At 55.6% G+C, this 23774-nt stretch carries 17 protein-coding genes and 1 pseudogene; 17 read left to right on the forward strand and 1 reads right to left on the reverse strand.

The annotated features are described in order from the left end of the window. Window positions 1–6: 6 nt before the first annotated feature. Window positions 7–588, reverse strand: a complete 582-nt coding sequence (locus B5E60_RS01225) for an RNA polymerase sigma-70 factor (protein ID WP_087309052.1) — start codon at window positions 586–588, stop codon at window positions 7–9. Between the two features lie 236 nt (window positions 589–824). Here B5E60_RS01225 and B5E60_RS01230 point away from each other — a divergent pair, with 236 nt between their 5' ends. The 17 genes and pseudogenes from B5E60_RS01230 to B5E60_RS01310 all read left to right on the forward strand — a co-directional run. After that, entirely contained in the window at window positions 825–1790 is a 966-nt protein-coding gene (locus B5E60_RS01230; protein ID WP_087309053.1) for a FecR family protein, read from the forward strand. 180 nt (window positions 1791–1970) lie between these two features. Then, window positions 1971–5309 carry a TonB-dependent receptor gene (locus tag B5E60_RS01235; protein WP_087309054.1) on the forward strand — a complete coding sequence of 1113 codons (3339 nt, stop codon included), beginning with the start codon at window positions 1971–1973 and terminating at the stop codon, window positions 5307–5309. 12 nt (window positions 5310–5321) lie between these two features. After that, complete coding sequence (locus tag B5E60_RS01240; protein ID WP_087309055.1) at window positions 5322–6896, forward strand: SusD/RagB family nutrient-binding outer membrane lipoprotein; 1575 nt, start codon at window positions 5322–5324, stop codon at window positions 6894–6896. Between the two features lie 5 nt (window positions 6897–6901). Next, complete coding sequence (locus B5E60_RS01245) at window positions 6902–7813, forward strand: glycoside hydrolase family 18 (protein WP_087309056.1); 912 nt, start codon at window positions 6902–6904, stop codon at window positions 7811–7813. A gap of 7 nt (window positions 7814–7820) precedes the next feature. After that, complete coding sequence (locus B5E60_RS01250) at window positions 7821–9179, forward strand: DUF1735 and LamG domain-containing protein (protein ID WP_087309057.1); 1359 nt, start codon at window positions 7821–7823, stop codon at window positions 9177–9179. Between the two features lie 3 nt (window positions 9180–9182). After that, a complete protein-coding gene (locus B5E60_RS01255; RefSeq protein ID WP_087309058.1) occupies window positions 9183–10778 on the forward strand; it encodes a BT_3987 domain-containing protein in 1596 nt (531 codons plus the stop codon). 106 nt (window positions 10779–10884) lie between these two features. Next, window positions 10885–11895, forward strand: coding sequence for a glycosyl hydrolase family 18 protein (locus tag B5E60_RS01260; protein WP_204246422.1), 1011 nt, complete (start codon window positions 10885–10887; stop codon window positions 11893–11895). A 728-nt stretch (window positions 11896–12623) separates the two neighbouring features. Beyond that, complete coding sequence (locus B5E60_RS01265) at window positions 12624–12878, forward strand: helix-turn-helix domain-containing protein (RefSeq protein ID WP_239403152.1); 255 nt, start codon at window positions 12624–12626, stop codon at window positions 12876–12878. A 209-nt stretch (window positions 12879–13087) separates the two neighbouring features. Beyond that, window positions 13088–13702 (forward strand): hypothetical protein, encoded by a 615-nt coding sequence (locus B5E60_RS01270; RefSeq protein WP_087309059.1) that lies wholly within the window; start codon window positions 13088–13090, stop codon window positions 13700–13702. 380 nt (window positions 13703–14082) lie between these two features. Continuing rightward, window positions 14083–14403, forward strand: a complete 321-nt coding sequence (locus tag B5E60_RS13675) for a hypothetical protein (RefSeq protein WP_143260617.1) — start codon at window positions 14083–14085, stop codon at window positions 14401–14403. Between the two features lie 152 nt (window positions 14404–14555). Beyond that, window positions 14556–16568 (forward strand): conjugal transfer protein MobC, encoded by a 2013-nt coding sequence (gene mobC, locus B5E60_RS01280; RefSeq protein WP_087309061.1) that lies wholly within the window; start codon window positions 14556–14558, stop codon window positions 16566–16568. Window positions 16569–16694: 126 nt separating this feature from the next. Continuing rightward, window positions 16695–17987, forward strand: coding sequence for a DUF3945 domain-containing protein (locus B5E60_RS01285; protein WP_087309062.1), 1293 nt, complete (start codon window positions 16695–16697; stop codon window positions 17985–17987). 12 nt (window positions 17988–17999) lie between these two features. Further along, the gene (locus B5E60_RS01290) at window positions 18000–18476 is read left to right on the forward strand and encodes a DUF1896 family protein (RefSeq protein ID WP_087309063.1); all 477 of its coding nucleotides are present in this window, start codon (window positions 18000–18002) and stop codon (window positions 18474–18476) included. Between the two features lie 33 nt (window positions 18477–18509). Further along, entirely contained in the window at window positions 18510–19541 is a 1032-nt protein-coding gene (locus tag B5E60_RS01295) for a fimbrial protein (RefSeq protein WP_087309064.1), read from the forward strand. A gap of 77 nt (window positions 19542–19618) precedes the next feature. Continuing rightward, a complete protein-coding gene (locus B5E60_RS01300) occupies window positions 19619–22213 on the forward strand; it encodes a DUF4906 domain-containing protein (protein WP_087309065.1) in 2595 nt (864 codons plus the stop codon). 21 nt (window positions 22214–22234) lie between these two features. After that, window positions 22235–22792: a DUF3575 domain-containing protein gene (locus B5E60_RS01305; protein WP_087309096.1), complete on the forward strand. Its 558-nt coding sequence runs from the start codon at window positions 22235–22237 to the stop codon at window positions 22790–22792. A 2-nt stretch (window positions 22793–22794) separates the two neighbouring features. Continuing rightward, window positions 22795–23774, forward strand: a pseudogene (locus tag B5E60_RS01310) (hypothetical protein); the annotation flags it as partial.

Genomic DNA, 23774 nt, shown 5'->3' on the forward strand with positions numbered 1-23774 from the left:
CTCTTTTTAATGCTTTATGTTTAGAAATAAAATGGCAAGAATCGTCAGGTAATCTTTCAAAGAGAGCCGTAAAGTATTTAATGCCTTGCGCAATTCATTGTCGACGCGTGTTGTCGTGATTCCGTTCCTATCCGCTATTTCCTTGTAACTCATTCCCTCGAACTTGTTTGCCGTAAGGATTTGACGCCGAAGCTCAGGCATACGGGCAATTTGTTTGCGGCATATCTCCATGATTTCCTCACAAAACAATTCGTTCGGGTTGCAACATTCGATGGTGCGCGTATAGTAGTCCATCACGCAACGCTCCTTGGTCAGAATCTTATCGTAAACTGCCTTTTTAAGTTCCTTGTTCCGTCGATATTTCAAGCACTCGTTTTTTACCGACTGGTATAAATATGCTTCGAATGTTTTGATTTCGATATACTCCCGATGGCGCCACGCTGCTGTAAAAATTTCGTTCACAGCGTCTCGTGCTGCATCTTGATCGCGCAGGTAAGAGTATGCGATTCGACACAATTTCTTTTCATACCGATGAAAAGATTGTTCGAATGATTCTTGCGTCAATTTTTCCGATACAACATCCTGCATACTCCACCTTCTGCTTGTAAAGCAAAGATAGGAAAAAAATATTAAAAAACGACCATGTGAAAATTTTGTATATTTATATAATAATCAGTGTATTATAAAATTAAGAAAAATCTATAATTTAATAAAAATATTTATTTGCGCGATAGGGTACGAATTTACCCTGCTCGTGGATATTTAATAATAGAGGGGGGGGATAAATTTGAGCCTCAAAAATAGTATACAAAAGAATCGGTATTATGAATAAAATTGAAATATCAGACACTTTGTTGTTCAAGTTTTTTCTCGGTGAGACCACGAACGACGAGACCGACCGGATTGCAGCCTGGCTGGATGCCAATCCCGAGGAACACCAAAAATACATGGATGAGGTCCATGAAAAGTTCATCATCAGTATTATGACTGAACCGGACTCCGTTCCCGAAGCAGATACCAATCTTTGGTACCGAATCACCCACTCAAGAACGATTCGCCAAACCGTGGGAATTGCGGCTTCTCTGCTGCTTGTTATTGGAGGATGTTATCTATTCTTTACGTCCCAATTGACACAAATGGTCGGGAATCCAACCACAATTGAATCTCCGGCCGGACAACATGTCCGTTTGACGTTGCATGATGGCACTACCGTTGAACTTAACTCAAAAAGTAAAATTTCCTATCCTGCGCTTTTCATCGGGAAAGAGCGTCGCGTCCGCCTGGAGGGTGAAGCTATGTTTGAGGTCGCGCACGACGCATCGCAACCTTTCATTGTTGAAACCTATGCCTGCGATGTCGAGGTACTCGGTACGCACTTCAACGTGATTGCAGACAAGAATACGCAGGAATTTTCGACTGCATTGTTTGAAGGCAGTGTCGCTGTTCGGAACAAAATAAACGATGAGGAAATTCTGATGGAGCCCAATACGATTGTAAATCTGAAAAACGGACATCTTCATTTGAGCGAATTGGAGAGTCGCGACAATTATCTCTGGACCGACGGCATCATCTCGTTCAGCGGCGACAATTTTGAGCAGATCGTTGACAAATTAAGGAGGTATTTCGACGTTGATATCGAAATTCAAAGAACCAGATTGCCTGATGTTAGATACAAACGGCTGAAAATCCGCACATCGGAAGGTTTAGACCACATCCTTCGCATCCTGCAGCGCTCGTCGGATTTTACCTATGAATACAACGATCTCGAAAATAAGATCATTATTAAATAAGACAGCGTAATTTATTCATTTATGTCAAATGCCAAAACCGAACTGCCTATGAAATTTATATAGAACCTGATCTGCCTTTTTTGATTGACATAAAAAAGCCTGCAGGTGTTGCACCACCCGCAGGCCGCAGTTCAATCAAAATACTAACCGATTTTTATTTGAACCTTAACTCACAAATGTATGAATAAAAAGATTATTCAGCAAATCCGTCTGTCTATTCTTTTGTTCGTTCCGGCCTTGCTATTCCCTCTATCCGCTGTTCATGCACAGAATGCGCGGGTGACAATTCGGGGAAACAAGGTGAAGATGGAACAGGTGATCAGCGCCATCGAACGACAGACTCGTTATCTTTTCGGCATTGACGATGATGTGAATACCGGCCTTCTGGTTACGGTGCATGCCGAAAACGAACCCCTGAAAAAAGTCCTTGACGAGATGTTCCGCGGGACGGACATCGTCTACACGGTCGAAGGGACCAATATCCTGCTGACACGCCGTCCGGCCGCTCCGCAGAGCCGTGCGGTGTCGGTCACGGGACGTGTGACCGACGCCTCGGGGCAGCCTATCGTCGGCGCCTCGGTCATCGTGCGGGGCACGACCGTGGGTGTCTCGACCGATACGGAAGGGCGCTTTGCGCTGGAGGTGCCCTCCCCGGCCGCCTCGCAGACACTCGAGGTGAGCTACCTGGGCTATGAGACGGCCGCCGTGCCGGTCGGCTCGCGCACGTCGTTCGAGGTGACCCTGCAGGAGTCCTCGTCCGAAATCGAGCAGGTGGTTGTGACGGCCCTCGGAATCAAGCGCCAGGAGAAGGCCCTTTCGTACAACGTGCAGCAGGTTGCGGCCTCGGACATCACGCTGGTCAAGGATGCCAACTTCATGAATTCGCTCTCGGGCAAGGTGGCTGGCGTGACGATCAATGCCTCGTCGTCGGGCGTGGGCGGCGCCACGAAGGTCGTCCTGCGCGGTAACAAGTCCATCTCGCAGTCGTCGAACGCGCTGTACGTCATTGACGGTATCCCGATGTACAATTTCGGCGGCGGAGGCGGCACGGAGTTCGATTCGCGCGGCGCGACGGAGGCCATTGCCGACATCAACCCTGAGGACATCGAGTCGATCTCGGTGCTGACGGGTGCTGCGGCCGCGGCCCTCTACGGTTCGGAGGCGGCGAACGGCGCCGTGATGATCACGACGAAGAAGGGCGAGGCCGGAGCGCTGAAGGTGACCCTTACGAGCAACACGGAGTTCCTGAATCCCTTTGTGCTGCCGGAATTCCAGAACCGCTACGGCACGGGGCTGAACGGCGTGCGCAGCGGGTCGAACATCTACAGCTGGGGCGAGCGACTCGCCCCGTCGGCCCGCTACGGCTACACGCCCAATGACTTTTTCGAGACGGGACACGTCTACACGAACGCCTTCACCCTCTCGGGCGGCACGGACCGCAACCAGACCTACTTTTCGGCCGCGGCGGTCAATTCCGACGGGATCATTCCCAACAACGAATACGACCGCTACAACTTCACCTTCCGCAACACCAGCTTTTTTCTGAAGGACAAGCTGCGGATCGACGCCTCGGCGAGCTACATCTACCAGCAGGACCAGAACATGACCAACCAGGGTGTCTACTCGAACCCGCTGGTCTCGGCCTACCTCTTCCCGCGGGGCGAGAACTTCGACCTCTACCGCCGCTTCGAGCGCTACAACGAGGGTACGAAGCTCATGGAGCAGTTCTGGTCGTCGGACATGGAGGGTGGTGATCTGCGCATGCAGAACCCTTACTGGATCGCCTACCGCAACCTGCGCAATACGGACAAGAAGCGCTACATGCTCTCGCTCTCGGCCTCGTATGACATCCTGCCGTGGCTGAATGTCACGGGGCGCGTAAGGATCGACAACATGAACTCGCTCTACACGCAGAAGCTCTATGCCTCGTCGAACACGACCATTACGGACGGCGGCCGGAACGGCCACTACACCGAGGCGCGGACCTACGATTCGCAGACCTATGCCGACGTGATGGCCAACATCAACAAGACGTTCGGCGACGACTGGTCGCTGCAGGCCAACATCGGCGCCTCGATCAACAACGTCAAGAGCGACGAGCTCTCGTACCGCGGTCCGATCCAGGAGAACGGCCTTCCGAACGTCTTCAACGTCTTCGATCTGGACGACACGAAGAAGCGGGCCGAGAAGACCGGCTGGCACGACCAGACGCAGTCCCTGTTCGCCTCGGTGGAGGTGGGGTGGAAGCAGATGCTCTATTTGACCGTCACGGGGCGCAACGACTGGGCCTCGCAGATCGCCGGCTCCTCCTCCTCGTCGTTCTTCTACCCGTCGATCGGATTGTCGTGGGTGCCCACCTCGCTCTGGGACCTGGGCGGAGCGTTGAGCTACCTGAAGCTCCGCGGCTCGATCGCCTCGGTGGGTATGCCCTTTCCTCGCTACCTGACGATCCCGACCTACGAGTACGACGCCACGAACCGGGTCTGGAAGGACAAGACGCACTATCCGATCGGGGATCTGAAGCCCGAGCGCACGACCACCTACGAGGTGGGCGTGGACGCGCGGCTGTGGCGCCACCTGAGCCTCTCGGCATCGTGGTACCGGGCCGATACGAAGAACCAGACCTTCGACCCCTCGCTGCCGCCTTCGTCCTCCTATACGACGATTTACCTGCAGACGGGCCACGTCCGCAATACGGGTGTCGAGCTCTCGGCGGGGTATGACAACACGTGGCGGGATTTCCGCTGGGCGACGAACTTCACCTATTCGTGGAACCGCAACGAGATTATCGAACTGGCGGCCAATGCCGTGAACCCCATCACGGGGGAACCGCTGAATCTTGAGAAGCTCGACATCAAGGGGCTTGGCAAGGCGAAGTACATCCTCAAGGAGGGCGGCACGCTGGGCGACCTCTATACGACGTCGAACCTGCGCTTCAACGACAACGGCTACATCGAGGTGGACAAGAGCGGCAACCTGCTGCTGACGGACGAGGGGGACGACATCTACCTGGGTTCGGTCTTCCCGGACCATACGCTGGCGTGGCGCAACGACTTTTCGTGGAAGGGCGTGAATCTCGGCCTGCTCTTCACGGCCCGCATCGGCGGCATCTGCTACTCGGCCACACAGGCCAACCTCGACCTGTACGGCGTTTCGGAGGCTTCGGCCGCGGCGCGCGACGCCGGAGGCGTTCTGATCAACGGCCGCGAGCTGGTCGACGCGCAAAAGTGGTACCAGGCCATCGGTTCGCAGTCGGGCCTGCCGCAGTACTACACCTATTCGGCGACGAACTTCCGGCTGCAGGAGCTCTCGCTGGGCTACACGCTGCCGTCGAAGTGGTTCCGCGACCGGATGCGGATGACCGTCTCGTTCGTGGGGCGCAACCTCTGGATGATCTACTGCAAGGCGCCGTTCGACCCCGAGGCCGTGGCCTCGACGGGGCTGAACTACCAGGGCATCGACTACTTCATGATGCCGTCGCTCAGGAGCCTCGGCTTCAGTGTCAAATTCCAATTCTAAACGACTACGGGCATGAAAAAGATAACGACAACAACGGGCCGGCTGCTTCTGGCGGCCGCACTGCTGGCACTGGCCTCCTGTACGGGTGATTTCGAGGATATCAACCGCAACCCGAACCAGGTGACCGAGGAGCAGATGGAGGCCCTGAACTACAAGACGGGTACGAAGGTCCGCACGCTGCAGGGCCTGGTGATTCCCGTCGAGGAGCACATGTACCAGTTCAACGAGTCGCTGACGGGCGGGCCGTTCGCGGGCTATATCGGCGCCACGGTCGATACGTGGCAGACGAAGTTCGAGACCTACAACCCCTCGGCCGACTGGCGCAAGTGGCCCTTCGCCAATGTCATCACCGAAACCTACACCCCCTACAAGGGGATTGTCGGCGGTACGGACGATGAGGTGGCCATCGCCTTTGCGCGGCTGCTGCGCGTGGCAATCATGCAGCGGGTGACGGACTCCTACGGTCCGATTCCCTACTCGAAGCTCGAAAGCAACGAATCGGTCTACGTGGAGTATGACTCGCAGGAGGCGGTCTATACGAAGATGTTCGAGGAGCTGGACGAGGCCATCGCGACGCTGGGCCGCAACACAACCCTCTCGTCCGATGCGTGGAGCCGCTACGACGGGGTCTACTCCGGCAACATCGCGCAATGGTTGAAGTATGCCAACTCGCTGAAGCTTCGCATGGCGATGCGCCTGACGGAGGTGAAGCCCGAGCTGGCAAAGACGAAGGCCGCCGAAGCGATTGCCGGGGGCGTCATCACGTCGAATGCCGACAACGCGGCGATGCATGCCGCGGAGAACCGCACGACGCTCATCTACAACGACTGGGGCGACCACCGCGTGGGTGCCGACATCCTCTGCTACATGACGGGCTACAACGACCCGCGTGTGGAGAAGATGTTCCTGCCGAACGACGCGGGCAACTACGTCGGCATCCGCATCGGCATCGACGTGGCGGGCAAGTCGACGGCCATGACGAAGTATTCGAACCTGATTGTCGAGTCGACGACCCCCTACCTGTGGTTCAACGCCGCGGAGGCGACGTTCCTGCGCGCCGAATACGAACTGCGCTGGGGCTCGGAGGAGACGGCCCGCGAGCTCTACGAGCAGGCCATCCGCCTTTCGTTCGAGGAGCGGGGCGCGAGCGGTGCCGACGCCTATGTGGCCGATGCCACGAGCCGCCCGGCGGCCTACACCGACCCGCTGGGCTCGTACAGCACCGCGGCGCAGAGCACCGTGACAATTGCCTGGACCCCGGGAGCTGACAACTTCGAGGCGAACCTCGAGCGCATCATCACGCAGAAGTGGATCGCCATCTTCCCGCTGGGCGTCGAGGCGTGGTCCGAACACCGCCGCACGGGCTATCCGCGGCTGCTGCCTGTGGTGGCCGACAAGTCGGGTGGCGGGGTCGACGTGGCGCAGGGTGCGCGGCGGCTTCCCTACCCGGTGGAGGAGTACCAGCAGAACAACACGAACCTGCAGGCGGCGATCCAGACGCTCAATGCCGAACAGAAGAACGGCAACCGCACGGGCGACCAGATGGGTACGCGCGTATGGTGGGACTGCAAACCCTATAACAACTGACCGATATGAAACAGACAAGCATATACCGACTGATCCTTCCGGTCGTTGTGTTGCTGCTCGGGGCCTCGTGCAGCGACTGGACCGAGACGGAGAACATCGACAACACGGTTCTCAAACCGTGGGAGCAGGACCCGGCGTTGTGGGCCGACTACATGGCGGCGCTGCGGGCCTACAAGGCATCGGAACACTACCTTTCGTATGCCCGGCTCCACAATTCGCCCTCGCCGGCCGCGAGCGAGCAGGACTTCATGCGCTGCCTGCCCGATTCGCTCGACATCGTGACGCTCACCAACGCCGACAACTTCTCGGCCTATGACGCCGAAGACATGGCCGTGATGCGCGAAAAGGGGACGCGGGTCCTCTACCAGGTGGACTACGCCGCGCGCAAGGCGGAATTTTCCACCGAGGCGGCCCTCAAAGCCTACCTCGACGGCGTGATTGCCTCCGTCGCGGCGAACGGTCTGGACGGCTATTCGTTCACCGCGGATCCGCTCGACGCTGCAGCCACGGCCACGCTCGTCGCGACGCTCTCGGCCGCGAAGACGGAGGGCCAGCTGCTCGTCTTCGAGGGCAACCCCCTGTCGGTGGCTGCCGCCGACCGCGCGAAGCTCGACTATGTGGTCCTCGATACCGAAAAGGCCGAAAACACCACCGACGTACGGCTGCAGGTGCTCAATGCCACGGGCTATGCGGGCATTGCGGCCGATAGGCTGCTGCTGGCCGCCGAGATTGACGCGCCGCTGCAGGACGCCGACCGCACGGAGTATGCCGCCGTGGCGCTGATGGCACGCTGCGTGGTGGAGTACGGCCCGCTGGCGGGCTTTGCGGCCTACAACATCGCCGGAGACTACTACCACGCCGACCGGAACTACAGCACGATCCGCGAGGCCATCCAGACGTTGAACCCTTCCAAATAAGAGAGCCATGAAACGATCTATCATAACGCTTTTTGTGCTGCTCGGGGCGCTGACGGCCTGCGAGCGGTACGATGCCGACGACCACAAGTTCGACAATGTGGTCTACCTCAATGTCTCGCAGACGAGCCCCGTGCAGCTTGCGACGTTCAGCAACAATCGCGCGACCTACGACTGTACGCTGCAGGCGGCGCTGGCCTATCCGGCCGATGGCGACGTGCAGGTCTCGCTCGCGGTCGACCCGTCGCTTGTGGCGGACTACAACGCCCGCTACGGCACGCAGTGGCCGATGCTCGACGCAAAATACTACACGCTTTCGACCGAAACCGCGACCATCCCCGCGGGGCGCACGACCTCCGAAGCCATCACCCTGCAACTCCACGAGCTCATGGGCGAGGGCGAGGAGCAGACCGGGGCCCTTCCGATCGACGCGACGTATTTGGTTCCGGTGCGCATCAGCGGCGCCTCGATTGACGTATTGGGCGGCTCGGACGTGGCCTGGTACGTGGTAAAACGCTCCTCGGCCATCACCGTGGCGGCACAGCTCGGCGAGGGCAACTGGATCAACTTCCCGACCTTGGACAAGTACGGCGCCAACAGCAGCGCGTGGAACGGCCTCACGGCCATGACCTACGAGGCGCTGATCTATATCGACGAGTTTGCCACGAAGGATTCGGAGGATCTGCCGGTAAACATCTCCTCGGTGATGGGCGTCGAGCAGTACCTGCTACTGCGCATCGGCGACACGAACTTCGAGCGGCAGCAGCTGCAGTTCGACGGCTCGGGCAGCGGCTCGCAGTTCGGCAAGTTCCCGGGCAAGGACGCCACGAAGAACCTCGAAGCCGGTCGTTGGTATCATGTAGCCTGCACCTACGACCAGACGACCCGGACCGTGCGCGTCTATGTCGACGGCCAAATCCAGAGCGAGGAGACCGGTGTCGGTATCTCGTCACCGAGCAAGAAGAATCAGATCAATCTGGCAATGCGTGCCTTGTATGACTTGTGGAACTCTGCTTCGGAGACTGAAAAACCGCAATATGAGACTGAAGACACAGGTTATAACAAATTGGGTGACGCCTACCAGTTCTTTATCGGTAAGTCCTACGACGAGAAACGTCCGCTGAACGGCAAGATTGCCGAGGCGCGCGTCTGGTCCGTGGCACGGACGCCCGAGCAGATCTGGGAGAACATGTACAATGTCGAGAACCCGGCCGACAACCCGACACTGCTGGGCTACTGGAAGTTCAACGAGGGGGCAGGCAACACCGTCAAGGACTACTCGATGTATGGCAACGACGGCGTGGCCGAAACCGATATTGTATGGCCTTCGGGCATCGAAATTCCGAAAATCAACGAAACGGAGGAGTAAACCATGAAAACGAATTACAAGCTATTCAGAACGATAGGAGCGATGCTCCTTGCGGCGACCGTTCTTGCAGGCTTCACGGCCTGCGAGACGGATACCGTAGAGCAAAATGGCGGTAAACTGCCCGATAAGGAGGCTATCGAATCGACCTACGGCATGTTGCGGAGCAATGCCTCTGCCGATAATACAGTGGACATTCTGCTGACCCAAGGCGGTGGATTCGTTACGCGGGATTTCTATTTCCAGCAGACACAGCCGACATCCACAGGATTTTCGCTCGATGTTTGGATTGATCCCTCTTTGCTTAACGATTACAATGCTGCCGAAGAGGTTGAACGCACCCTGCTTCCGGAAACGAATTACGATTTTCCCGATGGCAAAACTCTCGATTTGACGGCCGAAGGCCAACGCTCGGCCGTCAAACGGGTCCGTATCTCGTCCGATGGACTGGAGGCCGGCAAATATCTTTTGCCTCTTACGGTTGCAGCGCAGGATACCCCGGATGAAAACAAGACCCTATACTATGACATTACGATCCGCCAGCCCCAGCCCGGCGACAACGAACTGCACGACGGCAGCGACTTTTTCTTCGTGTTCTATGTCAATACGAGCGAATACCAGCCGCTGATCGCTCAGGACTATTTGCTTTCCAAGACGGATATGATGATGAATCCCATTTGGTACAAAACCATCGGCAATATCATCAATCTGCGAATTGTGACGGTAACGTATGACGCTGTGACAGGCCGTGCGAAACTCGATCTGGGCTCGGACATGACCTACGTACTCGATCATGCCGTGAAATACATCCGTCCGTTGCAGGAGGTCGGCCGCAAGGTCTGCATCTCGATCGAAGGCGGTGGGACGGGGCTCGGATTCTGCAATATGTCCGACGGGCAAATCGCCGACTTCACGGCACAGGTGAAAACCGTTATCGAACAGTTTGAACTGGATGGCGTGAATCTTTGGGACCGCAATGCCGGTTACGGCAAGGAGGGAATGCCGGCCGTGAACACGACTTCTTACCCGAAACTCATCAAGGCCCTGCGCGAAGCGCTCGGCTCGGACAAGTTGTTGACGCTGACCGTTTACGAGGAGCCGACCGAAACATTCTGGGATACGGAAGCGACGGGTGGTATCGCCGTCGGTGACTATATCGACTATGCTTGGTCGGGCTACAATAGCAATGGCGCTGACCCACAATTGCTTGATCCGTGGCATCCGGACGAGAGTTATGTATCGGACTATACACAAAAGCCGATTGCCGGACTCGATCCGTCCCAATTCGGCTGCCTTAATCTGGCTTGGGTTTTAGCAGAAGACGGCATGGCGTATGGTGACGCACTAATGAACTTCATGCCTTGGATTATGAATTCATATCGGCCGAACAATATTATGGTTTTCGAGGATTTGAGAACCAACCTCCAAGACGGCTATGAAACGTCTTGGGATATAAATTTGGCAGCGGCACTTTTGGCGCTTGACCCGACAAGCATGTTATATGATATGATGAACGGGTGTATGTATACGTTCGACAAAACCCAATTGTCTAACTTGGGAGGAGGCGTTTTTAATTATGGAAAATGGAAAAAGGATTGGTAATAAACGAATTTCCGGACAACAGATAAGACTTCCGTCACTCTCTTTCGGCTCTTTAACCGGAGCCACAATCAATCCTATTTTTTAACAAACTAACCGTAATTACATTATGAAAAAGACTTTGAAACTGATGGCAGCCCTCGTGGTGGGTGCCGGTATGATGTTCTCCTGCCAACAGGCGGATGAACCGGCAATGGATGACGCGCAGCAAGCCGCGGCCAAAACCCGTGCCTATGGCGACAAAACCCCGAAGGTCGCTATTTATGTCGAAACCAACGATGTGAACCCGCTTAATGCCGGGGATTATGTACTTTCCGACGGTTCGGCTTATGCCGATATTGTGGAATTTTTCGCTTCGAACATTCACAAACGGACGGTGAATGGTGTAGAAGAGCCTACGCTCTACCTGAACGACAAGATGACCAACCTGCTCGAAAACGGAGGCGCCGCAACGTATGTTCAGGGGTTGCAGGCCAAAGGCATCAAGGTGGTGCTGACCGTGCTGGGCGACTGGCAGGGCATCGGTGTCGCCAACATGAACGATACCCAGACCACGCAGTTCGCCAAGATTCTGGCCCATGCCGTGGAGAAATACGGTCTGGACGGTATCGGGTTCGATGACGAATATGCCAACTACTCGACGCCGCTCATCAGCGGTTCGTTCGGCGACATCATCACCAAACTGCGCGCTTTGATCCCCGGGAAGCTCATCACCGTATTCCAGTATGGCAATGTAGGCTCTTCGCAGATCGATGCGACGGACGGTGCCCAAATCGACTATGCCTATACCGATTTCGGCTACAACACTTCGATCGGTATTTCCGGCGTAACCAAGGAGCGTTATGCACCGCTGTCGATCAATTTGGGTAATATGATTAATTCTCTTCTGATTCTTTCTTATAAGTCACAAACCACGAATCTGACCAATGCCGGTTACGGTGCGATCATGCACTTCAATCTGCGTACGCTTTCCGAGAGGAATCAATTACCGTTATTCAATGCGATTGCCGATGCAGCCTGGGGTGAGACCGTTACTTGCGAGAACGGTAACCGTCCGCAGGATTGGACTTTCGTGTCGACCGGATACGAGATCACCATGGATGAAGTGAATGCCCAATAATTTCTTTTGAGGGAATCTGTTCCTGTTGTCCGAAATCGGGAAATCAAGTAATTCGGCGCGGGTATTCTTCCTTGTGGAGAGTACCCGTTTTTGTATCAAAAAGAAAAGTTGTCAGCTTCTGTTGTCCGAAATCGGGAAATTGTATCGGCTAATGGGTTTTGCTGACAACTTTTCTTATGGTGAAAGAACGTTGTAAAAATAAAAAATATTTTATCACACCATGGCCTATTCTTATTTAGACCCATATTGTGTTCTAAAATGGCGACACCTTCAGATCATTGCGCAATGTAAGCGTAATTTATTCATTGTTAACTATAACCTGTAGGTGCCGCCAACGACCTGTTGCTGTCAAACAGGTCGTTTTTCTTTGCGCTATTTTTTATGATAAGGTATCTATAAAAAAGAGGCGCGGTGTCAACTCCTTAATACAGGCCTTGGGAACCTTAATCTGGAAGTCGTCCTACGCCCCAGCCAGCCCTGCTCATAACGAGCAGGACATAACCGAGACTGACAACTATTATACCCAGATTAAACAACCTCTTGCGAGGCTCCCAAAGTTTGTATTAAGGTATAGAGTTGTTTACTCTATTATGCCATTATCTAATCGGACAAGCCGACTTTCTTTTATGCAAAGATAACATTTATTTTCATATTCCTTTTTGCAAAGATATAAAATCCTTGGATTTCCCCTTTATAGGGGAACTAAAAAGATTGAAAAAATTTTTCTTTTGCAAAAAAATAGAGGTCTGAAACGCACAAATCCCATACTGGTAGAGGCCATTGCTCGTCGGATGCGCGAAATTCGTGAGCAAAATGGACATACCCAGGAATTTCTGGCTCACAATACGCATCTGAAAATTTGGGATTATGAAAGTATGCAGAAATCTCCGTCTCTGGAATCCATTGCACGTTTCTGTACCTTCTATGCCCTGTCTCTCAGTGATTTCTTTGCTCCAATAACTTTCCCGCAAGATTCCAAGTGACAGTCTATTCAAAAAAGTTTCGCGGCGATTTGGCTGTAAGTAAATAATCGCTACCTTTGTCGCATTCGGTTAGTATAAATTTCCAGCAAGTATTCTGACTCGGCAGGCGTAATCTGTCGTAAACTCTTTGTGTACATGTGCTCATTAGGAAAAAATGAGCAGGTGTAGTTTGTGTTATTGCCATATGTACATGCTGTCAAGAAACATATATGGATATTTTAATCAAAACCCCATTTATTCAGACATTATTGAAAACAACCCGGCACAACGTTCCCGAACGGGATCAACTGGAAAACATATTTCAGGATTTTGCGCTTGTTGTTGCGTCGGTATGCGATAGGGCAGATAAAAAAAATGCACTTCGCATATTGAATTATACACAAATAGAGGTGCAAGCTATCTGTAAACAGATGAAAGCAACAGGTATGCCCGAATATATGATGACCTATGCTATTAAAGCAGAACAGTTAATTAAGGCAGAAAACAAGATTTTATACTGGAATTTCAAATATCCCGAACAATTTGTCTCCTGTGACGACGTCATTTCTTCACCTCTCTATTGGTCGAAAAAGTATCCGGCAATCTGTCTTGCCGAGTTATTATGCGGAATCAATCTTTTGGGCCCCAATCCCATTGTGTTAGCGGACGGCTCGGAGGCATCGTTTAATCAAATCGTTATTGTTTTTGAGAAGATGTTAAATGTTAAATTGGGTGATCCGCAAGATATTAAGCGAAGGGTTTTGAACCGAAAAATTCACATAACCCGATTTACAGACGCCCTTCGATTTGCCTTGCGGAATTATGAAGAAAATAATCGTTCATAATCAGCAAGATAGAAATAAAAAGAATACATATGTCTGTCCATATGTATTCTTTTTTATTTTGGAAATACTGAATTTTGCCTCAGAACTAAACCAAAGTAGTTATGCCGGTACAAGAGGTAAAAGACCGTGGGCCCGAGTTGATTATGCTGATTGAGGAGATGTGCCATTCCCGTCAAAATATTCAGCACACGTACAATTGTTTTGCAGAACGCATCCAACAAATATCCAAACAGGATGGGTGTTCAAGGCTGGACTCGTTGCAGCTGTTGGCCCGGATTCGCGAGACTTTGGTTCAACTGCTGGAAAACTACAACGATTCGGCCTCTCTGCAATACATGTTAATCCGTTCATCACTCACTTTGGTGGACTTCGAGAAGCAGATGATATACCTCCAACTGAAATACCCGGGAATCCGGGAGATTGCCACGCAACGGCGTCACTCGCCGCTGAAAATCTCGAAACGCTTCACCAATTCCGACTTGATGGAGGTGATTGCCGCCTTGTCGGCCGTAGGCTTCTTCTGCCAGCAGGACGACTCTCCGGCCACCTTCATGCAGATTACGCGCGAGTTTGAGGCGCTTTGCAATACGAGTTTCAAGAATCCGGACAACTGCCGCTGGGCCGTCCTGAATCGCAAGAACCGCTTGACCCACTTCCTTGATACGCTGCGGGGCACGCTGGTTGAGTTAAGCCAAAAGTAAACCTTTTCTTCCCGGGTGGTCGTTCGACCGTCCGGGATTTTTGTAGGAGAGGGTAGTAAGCACCCTCCTAGTCGGCCATCCGCGGCCCCAGGCGGTCCGCATGAACAGTATGTCTTTCCCTCCGTTATCTTGTCGCCCTTAAACCGACAAGTATGCAGCAGGAGGATGATTTGCGGGCATTGGAGAAGATCGTCCAGTTTGCCCGGGCCCTTGGAATCGTGTTTCTGGGTCTGAACAGTTACTGGTTCTGTTACGACTGGTTCGCACACCACGCGCTGACCGCTCCCGTCGTGGACCGAATCTTCTGGAACCTTCAACAGTCGACCGGGATCTTCACCTGGTCATCCATCACGAAATTCTGCGCCCTTTTCTTTCTGGTGCTGGGGTGCTACGGCACACGCAGCGTGCGGGACGGGAAACCCTCGAAGCGGCAAATCCTTCTCCTGGCGCTGACCGGTTTCTTCCTGCTCTTCGGCAACGATCCGCTGCGGAGCCTTCCCGCGGGGCTGGAGGTCCGCTTCTGGAGTTATGTGCTGACCCTGCTGGGCGGCTACCTTGCGTTGCTGACCGCCGGGGTGTGGGTCCGCCGCCTGCTGCATACAACCCTCGCCCGCGACCCCTTCAACGACGACAACGAGAGCTTCGAGCAGGAGGCGCGTCTGCTCGAAAACGAATACTCGGTCAACCTTCCGACCCGCTACTACTACCGGGGCGAGTGGCGGCCGGGGATGATTAACGTCATCAACCCCTTCCGGGCGACGATGGTGCTGGGAACCCCCGGCTCGGGCAAGTCCTATGCCGTGGTGAACAGCTACATCCGCCAGCAGATCGAGAAGGGGTTCGCGATGTATATCTACGACTTCAAGTTCGACGACCTGTCGCTGCTGGCCTACAACCACCTGCTGCGCCATCTGGATGCCTACCCGACGCGGCCGCACTTCTGCGTCATCAACTTCGACGACCCCCGCCGTTCGAATCGCTGTAATCCGATCGCCCCGGAGTTCATGACCGACATCTCGGACGCCTACGAGTCGGCCTATACCATCATGCTGAACCTGAACAAGACATGGATCCAGAAGCAGGGCGACTTCTTCGTCGATTCGCCAATCATCCTGCTGGCGGCAATCATCTGGTACCTGAAGATCTACGACGGAGGCCGCTGCTGCACCTTCCCACACGCCGTGGAGTTTCTGAACCAGCCCTATGAGAAGATCTTCCCGGTGCTGACCTCCTATCCCGAACTCGAAAACTACCTCTCGCCCTTCATGGACGCCTGGCGGGGCAATGCGCAGGACCAGTTGCAGGGGCAGATTGCCTCGGCAAAGATTCCCCTCTCGCGGATGATCTCGCCGCAGCTCTACTGGGTGATGACGGGCAACGACTTCTCGCTGGACATCAACAATCCGGCTTCGCCCAAGATCCTCTGCGTGGGGAACAATCCCGACCGGCAGAATATCTATTCGGCGGCCCTGGGGCTCTACAATTCGCGCATCGTGCGGTTAATCAACAAGAAGGGGCGGCTGAAATCCTCAATCATCATCGACGAGCTCCCGACGATCTACTTCCGGGGGCTGGACAACCTCATCGCCACGGCCCGCTCGAACCGCGTGGCCGTTTGCCTGGGCTTTCAGGACTTCTCGCAGTTGGAGCGGGACTATGGCGACAAGGAGGCGAAGGTGATCTTCAACACCGTGGGCAACATCTTCTCGGGACAGGTGGTGGGCGACACGGCCCGCACGCTCTCCGACCGCTTCGGCAAGATCGTCCAGCTGCGCGAGTCGCAGTCCGTCTCGAACGAGAACATCACCCATTCGACCAACACGCAGCTCGACGCGCTGATTCCGCCGTCGAAGATTTCGAACCTCACGCAGGGGATGTTCGTCGGTTCGGTGGCAGACAACGTCGACCAGCCCCTGCCTCAGAAGATTTTCCATGCCCGCATCGAGCTGGACAGTGCGGCAATCCAGGCCGAGGAGCGGCGCTTCGTTCCCATCCCGCAGATCTCCTCGTTCCTCGACGAGGAGGGCACGGACCGCATGGAAGAGATCATCCGCGAGAACTACTACCGCATCAAGGAGGAGGTGGTTCAAATCGTCGAGCGGGAGATCCGCCGCATCGAGAATGACCCCGACCTTGCGGGGCTCCTGCCGAAGAAAAAGAAGTAAACCGCCGTGCGGAAAACCCACGGCTGACGGCCATGCACGGCCTGTGCAGGACGATTGGAAGCGACGGACATTCAGCTCTTTATATTCGCGGCATCAACCTTTTGTTTCACTTAAAACAGTTGCATTATGCCCGAAGAGAATCTGAATCAACCGATCAACCAGGCCCCGGAGCAGGCCGATCCTACCTACAAGGAGACGCTGCTGCTCTACAACGAACAGAACGGCGCCGTGGAGGCCGTCTCGGAGCTCAAGCAGGAGGGCCGCCAGTACAAGGCCATCACCACCTCGCCACTGACGGCCAACAAGCCGGCCTTCTTCGACCTGCGGAACAGCTCGGCCGTGGGCGCCTTCATCAAGGGGTTCCTCTCGCAGGAGAATGCCAAGCCGTTCCATTTCCTGAAAGTCGCGGCTGACAAGGCCAGCGAGGTAGCACAGTCGCTGCTGCGGTTGGCCGACAACCCGAAGGACCCGGAGGGATTGAAGGCCTTGAACGACCACCGCGTCACCTCGTACCAGCTCGAACGGGTCAAGTTCGACACGCAGGATCTGCACCTGCAGGAGCTGAAGGAGATGGGCGTCGTCGTTACGCCGAAGGAGCTGGAGGCGATGAAGCTGGGCCTTCCCACGACGGAGCTCCACAACATCAGTCTGAAGGTCGGCGACTTGTCCGTTGCCGGAGAGTTTGCCTTGCGTCCCTTCCGCGACCAGAACGGTGACGTGCAGGTCGGGCTCGAAAGCGCCCTGGCCCGCCCGGAGTTTGAACGCGAGGAGTTCCGGATGATGTTCACGGCCAGCGACAAGGAGCAGATGCTGTCGGGGAAGACTCCGGACCGCCTCTACGAGATGCCCAACCCGCATACGGGCGAAAAGGAGTGGTGCTACGTGACGCTGAACCCGGCGACCAACCGCTTCGTGACGGTTCCCCGGCGCGAAGTCCCCGAATTGCGCTTCTTCAACGGAGTGAGGCTGACCGATGCCCAGCAGGAGAACCTCGCCTCGGGAAGCCGTGTGCAGGTCGAGGGGTGCACGATGCGCAACGGCGACATCACCTATTCGGGGAAGGTCGGCTTCGATGCCCTGACGCGCGAATACCGGATGACGGACTACCGTTACAGCAAACCCTACATTCCCGAATCGCTTTCAAAGCAGCTTGACGAGCGACAGCTCGCCGCCGTGAAGAGTCCCGAAGGTCTCGACTGCTCGAAGGAGAAGGCCCGCCCGATTCTCGGGCGCAACGGCAAGCCGCTCTCATGTATTATCCGACTCAATCCCCGGACCAACGGTGTGGACTACGACTTCACGAACCTGCGCCGCCAGGAGCAGCAGGCCTCCCAGTCAAAACAGCAGGGACAGGAACAAAAGCAACCCCAAAAACAGGAACCGACGCCCGAAGCGCCGAGCCGGGGCCGGAAACGCTAATGTCGCACGACGATGGAACGACCCGATCAAACGTGGTTCAGCGAGCGCCTCCGGCAGTTTCTCGAGGAGCGGCACCCTTCGCAGCCCCGTTACCGACGGATGATCGAGCGGCGCAGCCGATTGGCATTCGAGGGTTACAGCCAAAGCCTTGAAGCCGGTGTTCCGGTCGACCAGGCGATCCGTGTTGCCGATCGGATCCTGTTCCGCGGGCTACTCTTCTCGCCCTACGATACGGTCCATCTGATCCTCGAAACCGACTACCCGGCTATTCCCCAAAGCCAGCGTCAGGCGGTGGCGCTGAAACTGACCAGGATCTGTTCTCCGATCTTCGAGCGCACGCCGCTGGGGGATGACTTTGCCCAGCGTCCCGAATTCCGGCTGCTCAAGGAGCGGCTTCGACGGGACATCCGCCGGTGGATCGACGAAAACGGTGTGCCGGGCTACCAGAGCCCTGAACGCCCGGCACCTCTTGCGAAACACTTCAAATAACCATCTTTCAATCACCTTCCAAATCTTACAACCATGAAAATCCGAATTTTTGCGATGGCGGCTCTCGCCGCTGCGCTGTTTGCTTCGTGCAACAAGGAAACCGAGATAATTAACCCCGCTCCGGAGGCTCGCCCCGATGGCGCCTCGGTAACGATCACTCTCTCTTCGGGGGATGATGCACAGACCCGCGCCTTCTTCGATGCCACGGCCACGGCCGAGGCGTGGGAGAAGACTCTCTCGTCGCTCTCGGTCTTTACGTTCAACACCTCGGGCGATCTGATCCTGCGCCGCGATTTCACGGTCTCGGAACTCGCCTCGAAATCGGCGACCTTCTCGCTCCCGAAGTCGGCTGCCGGAACCGAATGCTCGTTCTATGCCGTTGCGAACTACGACGCTTCGTCGGCCAAGACTCGGTCGGCACTCACGGCCCTCGTGGAGAAGTCGGCCGGAGACTATAACGGCACCTTCGCGGATGTCTCGACCAAGGCGCTGCGCTCGGGTGGCTTCGTGATGTCGGGCTCGACGACCAAAACCGTCGGTGCGGTGAACACCTCGACGCAAGTGGGCATCTCGCTGAAACGCACGGTGGCAAAGATTGCACTGCAGACCACGATCGCCCCGGAGTTTTCGGAGAAGTATCCCGGCTCGATCACGATCAATTCGGTGAAGCTCTCGCGTGCCGCTTCGCAGTCGCTTGTCGTGGCCGGCGAGCCCTCGACGGGAGCCATGACCTACACGCATACCCAGACCCCGGGGACAGCCTCGTCGAAGTACAACAACCTCTTCTACCTCTATGAAACGGGAACGCTCGATGCCGGAAGCCGCGTGCTGCTGGAGATCAACGCGACCTACGATGGCGACGGCAGCAGCTCGACGAGCGATGACCGTTCGGAGGTGACCTATTCGGTCGAGCTGACGGGCAAGGCCGCGGGTCAGATCCTCCGCAACGGCTACTACCGGGTTGCCGCCAATATAACGGGCCTTGTGGGGCAGGATTGCCAGGTGTCGGTAACGGTTGCCGACTGGGAGACTCCCGTCACGCAGTCGGTTGATCTGGGCGCCTAATCCAAGTGTTGCGGGTCCCGCCTTGCCCCGAGGGGTCGGACGGGACCCTTTTTCTAACTTTTCAAACACAGACTGTTATGAAACGAATCCAGCAGCTGCTGTTCTTTTTGACAGCAACCCTTGTGACTTTAACCAGTTGCCACAAGGATTCGACGGAAGAGTACTTTGCGCCTCGCAGCGTTACGGTAGAAATAGCCGTACGCCCCGATGCGATGATCGGTTTAACCCGTTCGACGGACGAGATGGCAATCCGCGATGTCAATCTCTATCTGTATGCCAAGAAGGGCGCTATGGTTTTGCATCGCTATTTTGTCTCCCGGCAGTTTAGCTTCGAATGTCCGCCCGGAGATTATATGCTATATCTTATTGCGAATGCCCGTGAAGATCTGGGCGAGCTGGATGAAACGCAGCTTGAAGATTATGCGATTCACTGGCAAGGCTCATACGAAGAGCTTCCGATGACGACATGCCAGGAACTTTCCATCACGACAGGTTCCGGTACAACGCAGAGCTTGTCGATTGAAGTAACACGCCAGGTGGCCAAGGTTGCCTGCAATATAGCCGTGGCGTCTGCCGTCCGGGATATTCACCTTGAATCGGTCCAATTTTGCAACCTCCCGCAGCAGGCCCATCCCTTTAGTGACGGCTCTCCATCGGATCGAGCGGAGAATTATGCCAAAGGACCGTTGACGGAACTCTCCGAAGCGGAGGCTGCGACCTGCACGCTGACCGGTTACATGCTTGAAAATCGGCAGGGCGAGGTCCCCTCTATTTCCGATCAACGGGAGAAAAATCCGGATCATGCGCCGCGATACGCCACGTTCCTGATGATTCGCGCAACGCGCAACGGCAAGGTATTGGCCTATCGCGTCTATCTGGGCGAGAACAATACGACGAATTTCGATGTTCGCCCCAATACATTCCATACGTTGCATATTACGATACTCGGGGACAATGAGGTGGATACCAGGGTGAACAGCTATACGGTATCGGTTCACGACGATATCGAAGAGGAGGGTTTTGGCGGATATTGCTGTCAGGACTCCCAGAGAGAGTTGATTGTGACGGTGGACGGAGCAAATAACGATCTGCTTCTCGAATGCGAAGTTGCGGTAGAGGAGGGTGATGCCGATGCACTTTACGTCGACCGGGAGCAGGTTGGGGATTCTCAAACGCTGCAATTGTATCGTCCCAATGGCAGCAATAACTATGGAATCGACTATGCTCCGCAAGTTTACGATGCTTCGAACAATCGGCTGACCTATACCGTTACGGTGCGTGACGAGTATGATTTTCAGCAGATATTTCGCTTTACGCACCGTTATGCCAACATGCTTGGAGTCTATACCAGTACGACGACTATGCCCGATGGCAACGGCAAAGGATTGGTCACGGCCGACGGGGAGTTGTATTCACAACCTTTTACGGGTGCTTCGGAAAACCTGTTGGTCCTTTGCGACGGAGATGGGTGTATGCTTCGGGCTACGGCTGTGGCAGGATACAAATTCGCTGGCTGGTATTCCGATCCGGCTTTTACGAAACGCCTCTCGTCAGCTGCCGAGTACCATTATGTTCCGACGACCCATAGGGGTTCTATTTTTGCCCGATTCCAAATAGATGGCCACACACCTTTGGATGGTAATGGGACTGCCAACTGCTACATTGCGCGAGCACTCAATACGGGATATTCATTCAATGCCCGTGTAAAGGGCAATGGCAAATCTACAACGGGAATTACCGCCTCTGCGCTTAACGGTACGACCGCCCGGGTGATTTGGGAGAGCGGCACAGGATTCGGGAGCGTTGTCCGCTATGCGATATATGATCATGGGTGGATCTATTTTTCGACCGGTACGACTCATGGCAATGCCGTCATCGGCCTCTTTGACGACCGGGATCGGTGCATCTGGTCGTGGCATATCTGGGCTGTGGATTATGAACCGTTCCATACGGCCCAGACCTACTCGACGGGAGCCGTCTTCATGGACCGCAACCTCGGTGCGGAGTCTACCGCGACATCCGATGTCGTAAGCAAGGGCCTCTATTTCCAGTGGGGACGCAAAGACCCTTTCATCTACCCCAAAGAAAACCGGAAGTCCGATAATAAAACACCCGCCACGACATGGAATCTTCAGGGATATGAATTTGAGGTCCACAGTCACTATACGGGGAATTATCCGCTGAGCGACTATTCGATTGCCTGGAGTCTGGAACATCCGACATCGTTTATCGGTTCTGCTCCGAACCCTGCCGGCAGCAATCCGGTTTATTTCTCTACCTGGCTGGTTGATTACAGCCCCTATCTGTGGGGTTATCCTTCCGGAAAAAAGACCATTTACGATCCCTGTCCTCCGGGGTGGAAAGTCCCTGCGTCCAGTGCATGGGACAAGACCGTGTTCAAGAAGGCGTCGGGTATTACCTCCTGGGGATGGTATATGTATTATAACGGTACGGCAACCTCATTCTATCCCTTCAATGGCTATTTGGAGGACTCGTCGGGAACTCTCCAGTATTATGTGCCGGCTTCATGGACCCGGATGTGGACCAGTGACCCGAGCTCATCGGGAGCGCAAACAGCCAAGTCTGTAGATGTTCTTGACAGCGGTGTCGTACAGATAGCCACCGGAAACTCTCAAACACACGGTCATGGAGTCCGCTGTGTCAAGGAGTAAACGGATAAAATGGACGAATTCATGAAAACCAAACGTATCATACCGATTCTAATGGTGCTGCTTATGGCCTTGTGGGGTTCGCCCCACAAGGCTGCGGCACAGATCTTCGCCGTGCGTGCCAATGCGCTGGCGGCCTGTACGGCAACGCTGAACCTCGGCGCCGAGGTGGCCCTGACGGACCGCTGGTCGCTGGAGGGAGCGTTGTTCTGGAACCCCCTGCGCACGGAGAATCTTGCTACCTCGTTTCGTGCGGCACAGCTCGGCGCCCGCTACTGGTTCTACGAGACGCAGGTCGGCCCCTTTGTGGGTGCGCAGCTCTCGCATGTCAATTACCTCGTCGGCCGCCGCACGCGGCGCTACGACGGACGTGCGTGGGGCGCGGGTCTCTCCTGCGGCTATTCGTGGATGCTCTCCAAACGGTGGAGTGTGGCCGTAGAAGGTGGCCTCGGGCTCTTTCATACGAAGGACACCCGACGTGACCCTACGGTCTCGGACTGGGACGACGAATATATCTACCACTCGCGACGCTGGACGCTGGCCCCTTCCCGCCTGGAGGTGTCGTTCGCCTATCTGTTTTAGCCATGAAAGCACAACGAATGATTCTGGGCGGCATGCTTGCCGCCGCGATGTGTGCCGCGACGGGCTGCTCGGTGGCCACACGCCTGGAGCGTCAGCGTGCCGCGGCGCACCTCTCGCAACTGACCCGCGCGGAGCGTCAGGCACAGCAGCAAGACTACCGGCCGCAGGTCGTGCGGCTCCAGCGCGACAGTAACCCCTTCTTTCTGGCTCCGGTCGATACGCTGCCCGACGGTGAACGGGTCATGTCGCTGCATATCGAGCAGGTGACGGTCGTGGCGAAGGTCCGCGCGGTTCCCGAACGCAACGGGCGTGTGCACCTCGACTTTGTGGTTACGCTTCCGAAGCAGCTGCTGGGCAGCAGCCGCAGCGTGGTCATCACGCCCCTGCTGCACAAACCCGACGGAACCGTTCCGTTGGAGGATCTCGTGATCCGCGGGGGCCGCTTCTCGCTGTTGCAGGAGCGCGACTATTGGCAGTATGAGACCTATGTGCGGCGCTTCCGGCCGGATACGCTGGGGCGGGAGGCGGCCTTCCAGCGCTTCGTGAAGTTTCCCTACCCGGAGGATGCGCGGCTCGATTCGCTGGTCGAGAACCGCAGCACGATCATTTGCTACTACTCGCAGGAGGTCCCGACGGACGAGACCTCGAAGAAGATGCTCATCACGCTCACGGGGAAGGTGCAGGCCGTGGATGACAGCGCCTACCGGCTACCGTCCTCGGATACGCTGACCTATCTGGTCTCGTCGATGCTCTCCTTTGTCGATACGATGCCGCGCTACCGCATCCGCGTGATCGACAAGTATGTCACGGTCCGCGACCGCAACTACATCCGCTTCTTTGTGGGCGACACCCGGGTGGTGGATACGCTGGGCGACAACGGCCGCGAGCTGGAGAAGATCTCTGGCCTGATGCGCCGGATCATCGAGCAGGAGGAGTTCTACGTCGATACGATCACCCTCACGGCCTCCTCCTCTCCGGAGGG

The organism is Alistipes sp. An116 (genome assembly GCF_002161005.1).
GTDB classification, from domain to species: domain Bacteria; phylum Bacteroidota; class Bacteroidia; order Bacteroidales; family Rikenellaceae; genus Alistipes; species Alistipes megaguti.